The 14,744-nt window shown below is 37.2% G+C and carries 15 protein-coding genes; 7 read left to right on the top strand and 8 right to left on the bottom strand.

Going from position 1 to position 14,744, the window contains the following annotated elements:
* Nucleotides 1-173 precede the first annotated feature (173 nt).
* From mltF to JEP40_RS11640, 6 genes are all read left to right on the top strand, one after another.
* Nucleotides 174-1,646, top strand: coding sequence for a membrane-bound lytic murein transglycosylase MltF (gene mltF / locus JEP40_RS11615; RefSeq protein ID WP_198623673.1), 1,473 nt, complete (start codon nt 174-176; stop codon nt 1,644-1,646).
* Nucleotides 1,647-2,459: 813 nt separating this feature from the next.
* Nucleotides 2,460-3,008 carry a fimbrial protein gene (locus JEP40_RS11620; protein WP_198623674.1) on the top strand — a complete coding sequence of 183 codons (549 nt, stop codon included), beginning with the start codon at nt 2,460-2,462 and terminating at the stop codon, nt 3,006-3,008.
* Between the two features lie 180 nt (nt 3,009-3,188).
* Nucleotides 3,189-5,675, top strand: a complete 2,487-nt coding sequence (locus tag JEP40_RS11625; protein ID WP_198623675.1) for a fimbria/pilus outer membrane usher protein — start codon at nt 3,189-3,191, stop codon at nt 5,673-5,675.
* Nucleotides 5,676-5,705: 30 nt separating this feature from the next.
* On the top strand, nt 5,706-6,470 hold the full coding sequence (locus tag JEP40_RS11630) for a molecular chaperone (RefSeq protein ID WP_198623676.1): 765 nt from the start codon (nt 5,706-5,708) through the stop codon (nt 6,468-6,470).
* Between the two features lie 25 nt (nt 6,471-6,495).
* On the top strand, nt 6,496-7,566 hold the full coding sequence (locus JEP40_RS11635; RefSeq protein WP_198623677.1) for a fimbrial protein: 1,071 nt from the start codon (nt 6,496-6,498) through the stop codon (nt 7,564-7,566).
* Nucleotides 7,566-8,114, top strand: a complete 549-nt coding sequence (locus JEP40_RS11640; RefSeq protein ID WP_198623678.1) for a fimbrial protein — start codon at nt 7,566-7,568, stop codon at nt 8,112-8,114. Before JEP40_RS11635 ends, JEP40_RS11640 begins: the two co-directional genes overlap by 1 nt.
* Before the next feature lie 8 nt (nt 8,115-8,122).
* Here the strand turns inward: JEP40_RS11640 and tadA are convergent, their stop codons facing one another.
* Both tadA and JEP40_RS11650 read right to left on the bottom strand, forming a co-directional pair.
* Nucleotides 8,123-8,650 carry a tRNA adenosine(34) deaminase TadA gene (tadA, locus tag JEP40_RS11645; RefSeq protein ID WP_198623679.1) on the bottom strand — a complete coding sequence of 176 codons (528 nt, stop codon included), beginning with the start codon at nt 8,648-8,650 and terminating at the stop codon, nt 8,123-8,125.
* A 107-nt stretch (nt 8,651-8,757) separates the two neighbouring features.
* Nucleotides 8,758-9,393 carry a LysE family translocator gene (locus JEP40_RS11650; RefSeq protein ID WP_198623680.1) on the bottom strand — a complete coding sequence of 212 codons (636 nt, stop codon included), beginning with the start codon at nt 9,391-9,393 and terminating at the stop codon, nt 8,758-8,760.
* 354 nt (nt 9,394-9,747) lie between these two features.
* Between JEP40_RS11650 and JEP40_RS11655 the strand changes: the two genes are divergently transcribed.
* Nucleotides 9,748-10,008: a YfhL family 4Fe-4S dicluster ferredoxin gene (locus JEP40_RS11655; RefSeq protein ID WP_198623681.1), complete on the top strand. Its 261-nt coding sequence runs from the start codon at nt 9,748-9,750 to the stop codon at nt 10,006-10,008.
* 40 nt (nt 10,009-10,048) lie between these two features.
* On the opposite strand, the gene acpS is transcribed toward JEP40_RS11655, so the two are convergent.
* From acpS to lepB, 6 genes are all read right to left on the bottom strand, one after another.
* The gene (gene acpS, locus JEP40_RS11660; protein WP_198623682.1) at nt 10,049-10,429 is read right to left on the bottom strand and encodes a holo-ACP synthase; all 381 of its coding nucleotides are present in this window, start codon (nt 10,427-10,429) and stop codon (nt 10,049-10,051) included.
* Nucleotides 10,429-11,160 carry a pyridoxine 5'-phosphate synthase gene (gene pdxJ, locus JEP40_RS11665; RefSeq protein ID WP_198623683.1) on the bottom strand — a complete coding sequence of 244 codons (732 nt, stop codon included), beginning with the start codon at nt 11,158-11,160 and terminating at the stop codon, nt 10,429-10,431. The genes acpS and pdxJ overlap by 1 nt, the downstream gene beginning before the upstream one ends.
* Nucleotides 11,161-11,229: 69 nt before the next feature.
* Nucleotides 11,230-11,970, bottom strand: coding sequence for a DNA repair protein RecO (recO, locus tag JEP40_RS11670; protein ID WP_072068721.1), 741 nt, complete (start codon nt 11,968-11,970; stop codon nt 11,230-11,232).
* A gap of 9 nt (nt 11,971-11,979) precedes the next feature.
* Nucleotides 11,980-12,888, bottom strand: a complete 909-nt coding sequence (era, locus tag JEP40_RS11675; RefSeq protein WP_198623684.1) for a GTPase Era — start codon at nt 12,886-12,888, stop codon at nt 11,980-11,982.
* Entirely contained in the window at nt 12,885-13,565 is a 681-nt protein-coding gene (rnc, locus tag JEP40_RS11680) for a ribonuclease III (RefSeq protein ID WP_198623685.1), read from the bottom strand. Before rnc ends, era begins: the two co-directional genes overlap by 4 nt.
* A gap of 195 nt (nt 13,566-13,760) precedes the next feature.
* Nucleotides 13,761-14,732 (bottom strand): signal peptidase I, encoded by a 972-nt coding sequence (lepB, locus tag JEP40_RS11685; RefSeq protein WP_198623686.1) that lies wholly within the window; start codon nt 14,730-14,732, stop codon nt 13,761-13,763.
* Nucleotides 14,733-14,744: the final 12 nt, after the last annotated feature.

Below are 14,744 nucleotides of genomic sequence, written 5' to 3' on the forward strand. Positions count from 1 at the left end.
TTTGCGTGAACAAAATAACGGCATTTAACTTAGTGTGTTTTAATGATTAATTGGTGTAATCAAGTTGCGTATTACCGATATGTTAAGCAAAATGCTCGATTACTGGAAATTTATCCATGTTAAGATAACGACTTTACACACAACAACAAACAACGTTAACGAGAAATAACCTATTGAATAATATAAGGATAAACTATTTCGTTATCGTTATCATAGCGCTCTTTTCAGCGGCAATTATTGCGTTGAATATTACTTGGCCCGATAGGCAAAAAGCGCAGATAAATAAGATTTTATCTCGTGGTGAGTTAAGAATTAGTACGATGCCGTCACCATTGATAACGATGAACGATAAAAAGGACCCCGTAGGTTTCGATTATGAATTAGTGAAGCGCTTTGCTGATTATCTAGGCGTGAAGCTTGTCGTTAATATGCGGACAAATATCAACCAAATGTTTGATGATCTGGAGAACAATAAAGCAGACTTTATCGCAGCTGGATTACTTTATAACAAAGAGAGATTAGATACGACACGCAGTGGGCCTGCTTACTTTTCAGTATCTCAGCAATTAATTTACCGTAAAGGGACATTAAGACCACGTAGCTTTGATGCTTTAGATGGGCGCCTTGTCGTCACAGCAGGTTCAGCTCATGCAAGCTTATTGCGCACACTAAAAGAAACGCAATACCCCGAGCTTGAGTGGGAAGAATCAGACAATCAAACAACCTCTCAGCTACTTGAAGCGTTATCAGAAGGTAAAATTACCTATGTCTTAGCCGACTCTATCAGTGTTGCGGTACAACAACGTATTCACCCTAATGTTGCCGTAGGATTTGAAGTGACTGAAAGCCGTCCTCTTACATGGTATTTATCTGATAGCGAAGATAATAGTTTGTATGCCGCTATGCTAGATTACTTTAATCAATTATCTCAAGAAGATGTATTAGCACGATTGGAAGAAAAGTATTTTGGTCATGTAGGTTCATTTGATTACTTCGACACTATCTCTTTTATTACTGCAATTGATTCCATTTTGCCAAACTATCAACCTCTTTTTGAGAAATATGCGGATACCTTTGATTGGCGATTATTAGCGGCAATGGCATGGCAAGAATCACATTGGGATCCTCATGCAACGTCACCAACAGGCGTTAGAGGTCTTATGATGCTAACACGCCCTACTGCATCAAGTATGGGAGTCACTGATAGGCTTGATCCTGAAGAGAGTGTTCGTGGTGGTGCTCAATATCTTAAACATCTTCTTTCTCGTTTACCTGAGTCTATTCCTGAGGATGAGAAAATTTGGTTTGCATTAGCCGCCTACAATATGGGCTTTGGTCATATGCTTGACGCCAGAAGGCTGACAGAACAACAAGGCGCAGATCCCGACAGTTGGTTAGATGTAAAATCAAGGTTACCACTACTGAGCCAAAAAAAATATTATGTTGACCTTCCTTATGGCTACGCAAGAGGACATGAAGCTTATCGCTACGTTGAGAATATTCGTCGATATCAACTGAGTCTCGTAGGCTACCTTCAAGCTAAAGAGAGTAAAAACAAGATCCTATCTAAAGACAAAGAAAGTAATGAAGATACAGATCAAGAGATATCATCATTAACATTAACTCAAGAACCCTCTCGTCATTAATGATGTACTACATACCGCTCAGCCTCTTTTATAGAGGCTTATTCTAGGCTTAACACTTTTATCATGCCATTTCTGATATCCCATAGCAGATTTTTATCCTCATCAATATCCTCTTAATATTTTCTTAATATTAAAAATTGTTACATTTTTTCTTATCTTTATTTAACCAAAGTTGGAAAAAAGCCATGTTAAAAAATGGTAACACTCATTAGTTAAACCACTCACTCTATGAGTAAAACGTATCTAAAATAGCCCAGAAAGTCTTTTTTTGACTATCAGAATAGGTGAAGTATAAGAAAAAATTAACTTAAATACGTAGGAATTATCTCATCAGTTATTATTCATTTTATGATTATTCTTTTTGGGAAAACTTTATTCGCGATAAAAATTAACCTAATACCTACGTTATTAACATATAACCCTTTGAATTATATGTATTAAGATAATTTGTAATTGATTTTATTAATTTTCTTAAACTAATGTTAATAATATCAATTTTTATAAAGTTAAAGTAATGTTAATTATATTGTCTATTAAATTTATCTGCCTGATAAACTTTTTTACCCATAAATTGAGTAATAAAAAGAATAAATCTATACAAAACTCTATTAATGTGGAATAGGCCAGATTAAATCTGAAATTTGCGGAAACTGACAAAACGTTATATCAAATAGAACACCTTTGTTGATATCATATAAACCAGTCATTATTCGAAACAACTCGAAATATAATGCAAATCAATTTTTATATTCCGACATTAATATTATTTTTTCATAAATAATAATACGCACGATCTTCAAGGGATTATCTATAATGAAACTGAGTAAAATTGCTTTAGCTGCTGCTTTAGTATTTGGTATTAATTCTGTTGCAACTGCTGAAACTTCTACACCAAAAGTTGGCGCAACTAAAGGCGAAATTCAATTAAAAGGTGAAATTGTTAATTCAGCTTGTGGATTAGCAGCTTCTTCAAGTCCAGTTATTGTTGATTTCAGCGAAATCCCAACATCTGCATTAGCAAATATGCAAAAAGCGGGTAACGTTAAAAAAGATATCGAATTACAAGACTGTGATACTACCGTAGCAAAAACAGCAACTGTTAGCTATACACCAAGCGTTGTTAATGCAACAAACAAAGACTTAGCTTCTTTCGTTTCTGGCTCAGCTTCTGGTGCAGGTATCGGTTTAATGGATGCTGGTAGTAAATCAGTTAAGTGGAATACAGCAACAACACCAGTACAATTAATTAATGGTGTTTCAAAAATTCCATTCGTTGCTTACGTTCAAGCTGAATCAGCAGATGCAGCTGTAACTCCGGGTGAGTTCCAAGCCGTTATCAATTTCCAAGTTGATTATCAGTAATCGTTTTATTTATTTAAATTAATTAAATAATAAATTACTGCATTAACGCAGGGGATTTCCTCTGCGTTAAATTTGATAAAACACTTCAATTTAATAAAAAATAAAAATAAAAAGTAATTAAATAAATATTCATTATTTAATTAATTAGTTTCTATTTAATTAATAATTAGGCGTTTATTCATGTTAATTTCTTATTTTCACAGCACAATATGGAAAAACATTTGTGCCATTTTGCTATTGTGCTTAGCGTTTTTCGCTCAAGCCGAGCAAGATGACTCTGTGGAATTTAACATTCACATGTTAGATGCTGAAGATAGAGATAATGTCGATCTATCTCGCTTTGCCACTTCTAATTACATTATTCCTGGCATGTACTATCTGGACATCCGTATAAATGGACGAGATTTTCCTCGCCAAAACATTAATTATGTTGAAGTAAAACCTAATTATTCTGTTGCTTGTATTGACCCTTCTCTTCTAAAAAAATTAACCATTAACGAAGAAAATCAAAGGTTTATCGAAGAGATTTCCCCTGATTGCTTTAACATTAATCAATTACCCGGTATCTCCATCAAAAATGATGGCGGCATTCTTGATATTGTTATTCCTCGTTCATTAATGAAATACGAAGATGCAGACTGGACGCCTCCTGAATTATGGGATCCCGGGATATCAGGGATATTACTTGACTATACCTTAACAGGAACATCGACACGTCCTAATAAAGGTAACAATAACAACTCGCTGACAGGTTATGGCCAAGCGGGTATTAATTTTGGTGAATGGCGTTTACGTGCTGAATACCAAGGAAATTATTCATCTGAATATTCATCAAACAATAGTTTTGATTGGGATCAGATCTATGCCTATAAACCACTACCCAATCAAGCAGCTAAACTAACGTTAGGTGAAACGTATTTAAACTCCCAAGTTTTTGATAGTTTTCGTTTTACTGGTGCCAACATCCAAAGTGATGAAAGAATGTTGCCACCATCTTTGCAAGGTTATGCACCAGAAATTCATGGTATTGCAAATACCAATGCTAAAGTTACCGTCACTCAGAATGGTCGTTTAATTTATGAAACTACTGTTCCTGCTGGCCCTTTTGTTATTAAACATTTACAAGATACAGTACAAGGCCAATTAGATGTCAGAGTGGAAGAACAAAACGGTAAAGTAAACGAATTTCAAGTACAAACAGCCAATCTACCTTATATGACGCGTCCTGGCTCAGTGCGTTATAACACATCAATCGGTCAGCCATCGCTCAACAACCATAAAATGCAAGGTCCTGTTTTTTATCAAGGTGATTTTTCATGGGGGGTGAACAACACGTGGTCTCTGTATGGTGGTGTTTTATTAACAGCTAAAAATTACAATGCGTGGTCATTAGGTTTAGGCCACGATATGGGGCGTCTAGGTACGCTTTCTGGTGATGTTACTCAATCTTATAGCCAAACCTATGATAATAAAAATATCAACGGAATGTCATTCAAACTGAACTATGCTAAAACATTCGATGAATACCATAGTACAATTACTTTTGCAGGCTACCGTTTTTCAGAGAAAACATTCCGATCTTTTTCTCAATATATTGATGAGCGTTACAACGATATTAATAACAATGGTTATGAAAAAGAGATGTATACCATTACAGGTAACAAAACTTTTTGGGCTGATGATATTGAAAAATCAACAACGCTTTATCTTTCTTATCGTCATCAAAATTATTGGGATAAAAATACACAAGAGCAATATGGTGTAACAGTAAGCCGTAACTTTTCTATTATGGGTATAGAGCAGATTAACACTAATTTATCGGCTTTCCGCACTCAGCATAAAGGAAATACTGATGACAGTATTTCTTTCAATATTTCAGTTCCATTGGGCAGTGGTAAAAGTATAGGTTATAGCCTACAAGACAGTAACGGAAAAGTGAACCAAATGGCCTCTTATTCTGATAATAGCAATTATAATAATTTATGGCGTGTCCGTGCGGGGTTAAGTTCAGACCATAAAGCCAATACTGATGGTTATTATCAACACCGTTCTCAATATGCAGAAATTAATGCCAATGCAAGCTATCAACAAGATAATTATGTTGCTGTAGGTGCAACAGTGAAAGGTGGATTTACGGCTACTCGTCATGGGGCTGCATTACATAGTAGCAGTATGACATCAAGTACCGCTCGAATGATGGTTGATACTGACGGTGTTTCAGGTGTGCCGTTTAACAACCAAAGTACGACAACAAATCTATTTGGTATTGGGGTACTCACTGACTTAACCAGCTATAACAACGTTGATGCGCGTATCGATGTTGATAAAATGGATCCAGATATTGAAACACATAAAGCCATCACCTCCACAACATTAACTGAAGGGGCTATTGGTTATTACACATTCCCAGTGCGTCAAGGTGAACGTCTAATGGCTATCTTGCAAACTGCTGATCAAAAACACCCTCCGTTTGGTGCTGAAGTCACTAATAAAAAGGGTGAAAATATGGGAATGGTGATGGAAGAAGGCCTAGTTTATATTGCTGGTGTTAACCTCAATGAATCATTAAACGTGATCTGGGGTGGTAAAACCCAATGTACGATTACGATCCCGGCAACAATTAACGATCCACTAAAACGTGAATTGTTATTATGTCAGGGATTTTAATGAACAAAATGAATTACTAGAGATAAATGTATGAACACATTCAACACACTTAAAAAACTTTTTTGCGGTTCATTACTTGTATTAAGCATGGTGAATACAACACAAGCTGGTGTGTCATTAGATAGAACGCGGATCGTATTAACTGGTAATGAAAATTCAGCCAGCGTAAATTTAAAAAATACGAGTCCTGATATCCCATTTTTGGCTCAATCATGGGTTGAAAATGAACACGGGCAAAAAATTGCTTCTCCTTTAGTGGCGCTTCCCCCTTTACAACGTCTTGATGGTGACCAAAAAGGTGTTGTGAGAATAACCAAAACTGCAGAAATTGGGCTTTTGCCGCAAGATAGAGAATCGCTATTTTATTTAAACGTTCGTGAGATCCCACCAGCACCAAAACAAGCGAATGTGTTGCAAATGGCAATGCAATCACGGATTAAATTATTCTATCGACCTACGGCTATTATTCCTGAAAAACCAGGTATGATTTGGCAAGATCAGTTGATGTTTAAAAAACAAGGTAATCAATTTATTGCAGAAAATCCAACACCTTACTACATCACCATTATTGGTCTTTCGAATAAATTAAATGGTGAAGATAGTGATAAATTAACGACATTCCCTGGTTTAATGATTGCACCTAAATCGTCACTGGAAATTCCCGTTAAAACCAGTAACGTCAATCAATTTTATATGATGTATGTAAATGATTATGGTGGACATCCTGAATTGAAATTTGTTTGCCAACAAAATAGCTGCAAAGTGGCCCCGAAAGAACAACAACCAAAATATTAATTAACTTGACGCCGGTAGGAATAAAATGAAACCAACAACAGCAAATTTTTATTTCAATACGCTAAAATTATTTTTTACTGGCGCAATATTATGTACTCCAATTGTGGCATCTGCTTATATTCATGGTGAAGTCCGCACTGTTGGAGGCCCTAATATTTTTAGAGTTGAGTTAAATAACGCAACATTTCCTAATAACAGACCCGGTGAAACTGCCACAGTAAATTTTTCTTTGCCTGATAGATATTTAGCAACGGTTTACTGTCCTAAAGATCCCTTAGTTCCGAATTCTCGCACTTATTATATGGCGAATTCTGACCTACGCTATTTAGGTAATAATTACTATGAACTTAATGAATACGTCGATGTTCAAATCAAATTTTCTATTTGGGGTCCTGAATCACTTCCTATCGTTCCTTTTATTGAAAAACCTAACAATCGAAATGGACAACAAGGTTGCCGTATTCCTGAATCACCAAAACCCAACATGTCATCAGGAAGTAGCGGTGTATTAGTGTTTCGCCTGAAAAAACCGATTATTAATGGGGTTTCATTAACAGGGCAAGCTGTAGCTCAAATGTATGCCCGTGTAGGTAATGGCTTATATCGAGAGTATGGCCCTGAGCCAATTTCAAAATTAGTGATTAGCTCAGGAATATTAACCACGGAAGATAAATGCATATTTAATAATGGCTCTCCAATTACCTTTGATTTTGGTAATGTTGGTAATACTTCTGATTATTTGAATGGCCAAAACTACAAGATCACGCGCAATATTCCAATTAAATGTGAAGGTGGTAGTTTTACTAATCCTAACAGTCGAATTATGTTTAAAATTCAAACAGGAAGCTCAGGTGTCGCTAGCTTTAACCCTAATTATCTCGGCACAACAGGACCTGTAGATAGAACAAATTTAGGTATTGTTTTAAGAGACAAATCAGGAACGATTGTGCCACCTAATAAATATTTTTCTGTCGGGAAGCTGAATAATTTTAAAGGTAATTGGGAAGTCACTGCGGCTCCTATTGCAAAGACAGGGAGCAAAATTACAGAAGGTGAGTTTTCAGCACATGCCACATTAGTTGCGGAGTTTATGTAATGGAAAATCCACTAATAAAATCTGCTATTTCTCTTTTATTGTTACTGTCGCCTTCTACCTTTGCTGCAACAGAGCTTATTGGCGGTGATATGGAGTTTAAAGGCGTTGTGGTTGCACATGGTTGTACCATAGTTGCTGGTGATGAAAATAAAGTAATCGACTTCAAGCAGATATCCGCAAAAGATCTCTATACCTTTCAAAAAAGTGAACCCGTTGCTTTTAGTATTAGTTTAGAAAATTGCAGCCAAGATATTTATAAAAGTGTCACAATTACACTTGATGGAAAAGAGCATCCGACAATGCCGGATCATCTTGCTGTTATTGGAACAGGATCTGAAGATCCTAAAAGTATCGGGATTGTATTTACCGATATTCAACGCAATGTTATTCAATTAAAAAAGCCGAGCACTACTCGACTTCTTAATAATAAACGTATTCAATTTAATTTTATAACGTATGTTGAGGCATCACCCTCTGCGCTGAAAAATCAAACATTGCTAACAGGACCTTTCCAAGCACAAGCAACCTATACCCTTAATTATCAGTAAATAGATATTTATTTTGTTGTTTGTTCCGTATTGACTAAAACAGGGCTAATCTTTTGCTTTTTAAGTTGTTTCTTTTCAGCCCTTCTCATCTTAAAAAATTGACTTAAAAGCTGTGAACACTCTTCGCCTAATACACCTGATGTTATCTCAACTTTATGGTTCATTCCGGGATGCTGTAAGATATCAATAAATGAGCCAGCCGCACCTGTTTTTAAATCAGACGCACCATAAACCACTCGTTTTACACGACTATGCACAATCGCTCCAGCACACATCACACATGGTTCGAGAGTAATATAGAGGGTAGCATCGAGAAGACGATAATTTTGCAAATGCTTTCCCCCTTTACGTAATGCCATAATCTCTGCATGTGCCGTGGGATCGTTATCGATAATTGAATGATTCCATCCTTTAGCAATGATTTTATTATCGACGACTAATACAGCACCCACCGGTATTTCACCGATTTCTTGTGCTTTGTGCGCTTGCTCAATCGCTTTATGCATCCAATAAATATCATCTTTAACTTTATTCACAAGGATATCTCTTCATTATCATATAGCGGGATATTGTACCCTGTTTTCTATTGATAACTAAAGAGATTGCCATGAATTGTTTATGATAAAAATAGCCAGATATAACTTTAGTTTACACGGACTTCTGTTGCTAATTTAATCGCTAAAGCCCCTAAAATTGTTGCCATAAACCAACGTTGAATTAATGCCCAACGTGGTCTTTGTATAAAGATCCCTGCAATTGAACCCGCAGCAATAACAATCAAGGCATTCACCGCAATACTAATAATAATTTGGATACTGCCAAGAACTAATGATTGATTTAATACACTGCCATTTCCAATAGTTATAAATTGGGGCAAAAGTGAAAGGTACATCAATGCAATTTTAGGATTGAGAAGATTAGTGACAAATCCCATCACAAAGAGCTTTGTCGTATTACCTGAAAGGAGTTTTTTCGGATGAAAGATAGAACGACCACCGGGTTTAATAGACTGCCAAGCAATATAAAGCAGATAAATTGCACCACAAATTTTCAAGGTATCATAAGCATAAGGCACTGCCATAAAAATTGCGGTAATACCAAATGCAGCCAATAACATATAAAAAATATAGCCAACAGCCACACCGATTAATGAAATAAATCCAGCTTTTTTTCCTTGAGAAATTGAGCGTGAAATCAGGTAAATCATATTAGGGCCCGGTGTTAGCACTAAACCCAAGGATAAAAGTGCAAACGTCCACATATTAAACAGTGTTGGCATAGTATCCCCCCTTATTTGAACATTATCACCAACAGAAAACCCAACATTAAAAATATTACGTAATAATATTAGTGCAACTGACTTTCATTTTTCTTCATTGGCAAGTATTTAATATTTTATTTATACATTCTAATAAACCATTTGGGCGATGCTACTTTAGGAAATTCCCTATAAATGGTAATCTTACTCCCCCTTACTTAATGCCTATTAAGCAAAAAGATTGGGGTAATATTCCTATTTGAATGATAAAACACTACTTTATCGGATATAGCGACACACAACTGATAGATGGTAACATATAAGTGCAAGATATAAGTTACTGAAATTTAATAATTTATATATTAAGTGACTGATATGGCTTTACTAATTACGAAGAAATGCATCAACTGCGATATGTGTGAACCCGAGTGCCCGAATGATGCTATTTCAATGGGGGATGATATTTATGAAATTAATCCTGACCTTTGCACTGAATGTGTAGGACATTACGATAAACCAACTTGCCAATCGGTTTGTCCCATTACCAACACGATCATCACTGATCCTGCTCATACTGAATCTCAAGATGAATTATGGGAAAAATTTGTGTTGATCCATCACGCAGATAAGATCTAAATCTTAATCCATAATTTTGTGGGTGATAAATCTAAGAGAGCTATTTTTCTAAAATAACTGTCGCACAAGCATAGCGCTGTTCATCAGCAAGTGTTACGTGAATAGAGTTTATCCCCGCTTTCTCTGCCATTTCTTTGGCAACCGCTAAAAAATGCAGTGTGGGTTTGCCTAACTCATCATTGCGCACTTCAAAATGATTAAAAGCCAACCCTAAACGGATACCAGTACCTAATGCTTTTGCCGCAGCCTCTTTTACTGCAAATCGCTTGGCCAAAAAACGTATAGGTTGTTTATGTGACTGATAGATTTCCCACTCTGTTTCAGTAAGAATTCGACGGGCAAGGCGTTCACCAGAACGCCCTATAATTCCTTCGATACGCGATATTTCAACAATATCCATACCTAAACCAACAATAGCCATTAGCGACGCGCTTCTCGCATTAAACGTTTCATTTCTTCAACTGCAGGTGCTAAGCCACTAAATACTGCTCTGCCAATAATGGCATGACCAATATTCAGTTCATACAATTCAGGTAAGGCAGCAATGCGCTGTACATTGTGATAATGCAAACCATGCCCTGCATTCACTTTTAAGCCTTTAGATGCAGCATAAGTCACTGCATCACGAATACGTACAAATTCTTTTTCTTGAGCCAATTCATCTTCAGCGTCAGCATAAGCGCCAGTATGGATCTCAATAAAAGGTGCGCCAACACGATCTGCAGCGTTAATTTGTTCATGGTCAGGATCAATAAACAGAGAAACTTTGATACCCGCTAAAGATAAGCGTTTAATGGCATCTGCTATTTTTTCTTCATTAGCAACAACATCTAAACCACCTTCAGTTGTTACTTCTTGGCGTTTCTCAGGCACTAAACAACAAAAATCAGGTTGTGTTTGGCACGCGATCTCAATCATCTCTTCAGTGACTGCCATTTCCAGATTTAATCTTGTCTGAACTGTTTGGCTTATCAGCATTAAGTCACGGTCAGTGATATGACGTCTATCTTCACGTAAATGAATAGTGATACCATCAGCGCCCGCTTGTTCTGCAACAAAAGCCGCTTGTACAGGATCGGGATATGTTGTGCCACGGGCATTACGAAGGGTGGCGATATGGTCAATATTAACGCCAAGTAGAATATCAGTCATGCTCTTCTCCTGAAAAATAACGTTGCATTACCTTAGTTTACACATTCCATAGAGAAGAAAAAGACAATATTACTGTTCTACTATCAATGCCCTTTTCTTTGGGGCTTTTTTAATAGCAAATTGTCTAAAAAGTTCTCTACTTTTTAATGGTTTTCCGCCTAAATAGGGTTTTAATGCCATTCTGGTAAATCTTTTTGCCGCTTTTAATGTTTCCACAGTAGGAAATTCGCGACTGGCTAAGGATTTTAATTCAAATCCAGTAAAACTATTATGATCAACCACTAAACTCGCAATAAAACCTTTTTCTTCTCGATATCGATAGGTCATCGAATCTGAAACAGGCTCTCCACTTCCGGCACAATGCAGAAAATCTAGGCCATAACCAAGTTGAGTTAATAACGCCAGTTCAAAGCGTCTTAAGGCCGCTTCAGATGTAGTGTCACTAGCCGCAAGAATTTGTAAGCAAGAAAGATATTCAAAAAAAAGCACACTGTAAGAAGTGCCATTTTCCAAAACACGAGATAAGAGTTCGTTAAGATACAGGCCACTATAAAGAACAGAGCCTGTCAGCGGTAAAGCTAAAGAGATAGGTTCAGCATCACGAAGTGTTTTAACTTCTCCTCGCCCACTCCAACGAATGAGCAAAGGAGTAAAAGGTTGAAGTGCCCCTTTTAGGGGTGAACGACGGCCTCGAGCACCTTTTGACAATATGCGTACTCGCCCTTCATTTTCAGTGAAAAAATCGAGTAATAAACTCGTTTCACTGTAAGGTCGAGCATGGATAACGAATGCACGTTGCCAGCCATCCACTTCAGTTACCTACTTTAAATCGTCCACATAGCCAAGGCTACGTAAAGCACGTTCATCATCAGCCCAGCCAGCTTTAACCTTCACCCAAAGTTCTAAGTGAACTTTGTTTTCAAATAGGTCTTCCATATCCATACGGGCTTCAGTACCAATTTTCTTGATTTTTACGCCTTTATTACCAATAACCATTTTTTTCTGGCCTTCACGTTCAACCAGAATTAATCCGTGGATATCGTAACCACCGCGTTCATTAGTAACAAATTGCTCAATTTCAACAGTGACAGAATAAGGTAGTTCCTCACCTAAGAAACGCATCAATTTCTCACGAATAATTTCTGACGCCATAAAACGTTGAGAGCGATCAGTAATATAATCTTCAGGGAAATGATGAATAGCTTCTGGCAGACATTTACGAACAATTTTAGCAATCGTATCGATATTCATGTCTTTTTCTGCACTAATTGGCACAACATCAAGAAAATCCATTTGTTGGCTTAAAAAGCCAATATGTGGAAGTAACTTGGTTTTATCAATAACATTATCCACTTTATTAATTGCTAATAAAACAGGGCAACGCAATGATTTTAATTTGTTTAATACCATTTCATCGTCAGGCGTCCAGTTGGTACCTTCAACAACGAAAATCACCAATTCAACATCACCAATCGAGCTACTTGCCGCACGATTCATTAGTCTATTGATGGCTCGCTTTTCTTCAATATGCAAGCCTGGTGTATCAACATAAATCGCTTGATAAACACCATCAGTATCAATACCCATGATACGATGACGCGTTGTTTGCGGTTTACGTGATGTAATAGAAACTTTCTGCCCCAATAATTGGTTCAGTAGTGTTGATTTTCCCACATTTGGGCGACCGACTATCGCAATAAATCCGCAATAGGTTTGTTCTTCGCTCATTCAAGCTCCAATTGTATTAATGCCTGTTCAGCAGCGGCTTGTTCAGCTTTTCGACGGCTTGTGCCCATCCCTTTGACGGGTTGATCGATACCGCTTATCTGACAATGGATCGTAAACTCTTGGTCATGGGCTTCACCACGAACCTGTACCACAATATAAGATGGTAGTGGTAGATGGCGCCCTTGCAGATACTCTTGCAGACGAGTTTTAGGATCTTTTTGCTTATCGCCTGGGCTGATTTCAGCCAAACGATTCTCATACCATTCTAAAATAATTTTTTCGATATTTTGAATATCACTATCAAGGAAAATAGCACCAATTAAAGCTTCCACCGTATCCGCTAAAATTGATTCTCGGCGGAAACCGCCACTTTTTAATTCTCCAGGACCTAAACGCAGACATTCGCCTAGTTCAAATTCACGTGCTAATTCAGCGAGTGTATTACCACGAACAAGCGTTGCTCTCATTCGGCTCATATCCCCTTCATCAACACGAGGGAAGCGATGATAGAGCGCATTAGCAATAACATAGCTTAGAATTGAATCACCTAAAAATTCTAAACGTTCATTGTGTTTACTGCTTGCACTACGATGCGTTAAAGCCTGTAGTAATAATTCATTTTGCGTAAAAGTATAGCCCAGTTTCTTTTGTAACTGGTTTACTAATAAAGTATTCATGTGCGATCAAGTTCCATAACTTAATTTGAAGCACACGCAACAAATCTGTTTAAGACAACGAGAGATTATCGGGTTGGATAACAGAACTGTTGCGTTTGCACTGGCTCCTGTGAATAACAGGAGCCAATCATATTTAAAGAAGTGGCATATTCTACACTGAGATAGAAAGGAATGCTGTAGCTATTTTGTCAATAGTTACTTAATGCCACCGATACGACTGAGACGAACGCCTGTAGGCCATTCATTCTCTTGTTTTTCAAAGCTCATCCAAATCGTTGTCGCTTTACCGACTAAATTTTTCTCTGGCACAAACCCCCAGAAACGACTGTCTGAACTTCCATCTCGATTATCCCCCATCATAAAATAATGATCTTCAGGGACAATCCAAGTACCAACGGGTAATCCTGGTTGGATAAACTCAGGCATCGTCATATCACCAGGTATTGTCATAATACGGTGAGAGACTTTTCCTATCGTTTCTACGCGTTCTTCTTCACGTAATTGAGTTGCTGTTGAAATAGGATCTTCAATTGGAATTGATTTCATGCCATTTATACGCTGACCACCCGGTACATTTTGTAACAACAGCGTCCATTCACTTGGATAAGCGGTACCATAAGTTACCGAAATCTCATCGTTACAAATCGCTTTATTACAATTTGGGTAGATGTGTATTTTTTTCGACATCATATCATAAACAATTTTATCACCCGGTAACCCAATAACGCGTTTAATAAAGTCAGTAGAAGGATCACGAGGATATTTAAAGACTGCAATATCACCTCGTTTTGGCTTTCCTGTATTTATTAACGTTGTTTGTGTTATTGGATCTTTTAATCCATAAGCAAACTTTTCAACCAAGATAAAATCGCCAACCAATAAGGTTGGCATCATGGAGCGAGAAGGTATTTGAAACGGCTCATACACAAATGAACGCAGAACCAAAACAATAATCAATACTGGAAAGAGAGAACCTAAGGTTTCAGCCCAGCTTGGCTTATTAATTGATTTTGCTAACTCTTGCTGATCCTCGGTACCTTGCGTCATATCTTGAAGACGCTTTAGTTTTGCTTTTCGGGCAGGTTTGAGCTTAAAACGCTCAATTCCCCAAAAAACTCCCGTTATTAGCGTTGCCAGCGTTAGGATCAAGGCAAACGTGTTAGCCATGTTTTCTCCTTA

This window comes from Proteus vulgaris, from assembly GCF_016239305.1.
In the GTDB taxonomy this organism is placed as follows: Bacteria; Pseudomonadota; Gammaproteobacteria; order Enterobacterales; family Enterobacteriaceae; genus Proteus; species Proteus vulgaris_C.

Excerpts from the sequence above, each read along its gene's own strand:
- JEP40_RS11635 (WP_198623677.1), top strand. The coding sequence starts at position 6,496 with ATGAAACCAACAACAGCAAATTTTTATTTCAATACGCTAAAATTATTT.
- JEP40_RS11625 (WP_198623675.1), top strand. The coding sequence starts at position 3,189 with ATGTTAATTTCTTATTTTCACAGCACAATATGGAAAAACATTTGTGCC.
- JEP40_RS11650 (WP_198623680.1), bottom strand. The coding sequence starts at position 9,393 with ATGCCAACACTGTTTAATATGTGGACGTTTGCACTTTTATCCTTGGGT.
- JEP40_RS11640 (WP_198623678.1), top strand. The coding sequence starts at position 7,566 with ATGGAAAATCCACTAATAAAATCTGCTATTTCTCTTTTATTGTTACTG.
- acpS (WP_198623682.1), bottom strand. The coding sequence starts at position 10,429 with ATGGCTATTGTTGGTTTAGGTATGGATATTGTTGAAATATCGCGTATC.
- JEP40_RS11630 (WP_198623676.1), top strand. The coding sequence starts at position 5,706 with ATGAACACATTCAACACACTTAAAAAACTTTTTTGCGGTTCATTACTT.
- pdxJ (WP_198623683.1), bottom strand. The coding sequence starts at position 11,160 with ATGACTGATATTCTACTTGGCGTTAATATTGACCATATCGCCACCCTT.
- lepB (WP_198623686.1), bottom strand. The coding sequence starts at position 14,732 with ATGGCTAACACGTTTGCCTTGATCCTAACGCTGGCAACGCTAATAACG.
- JEP40_RS11620 (WP_198623674.1), top strand. The coding sequence starts at position 2,460 with ATGAAACTGAGTAAAATTGCTTTAGCTGCTGCTTTAGTATTTGGTATT.
- era (WP_198623684.1), bottom strand. The coding sequence starts at position 12,888 with ATGAGCGAAGAACAAACCTATTGCGGATTTATTGCGATAGTCGGTCGC.
- JEP40_RS11655 (WP_198623681.1), top strand. The coding sequence starts at position 9,748 with ATGGCTTTACTAATTACGAAGAAATGCATCAACTGCGATATGTGTGAA.
- rnc (WP_198623685.1), bottom strand. The coding sequence starts at position 13,565 with ATGAATACTTTATTAGTAAACCAGTTACAAAAGAAACTGGGCTATACT.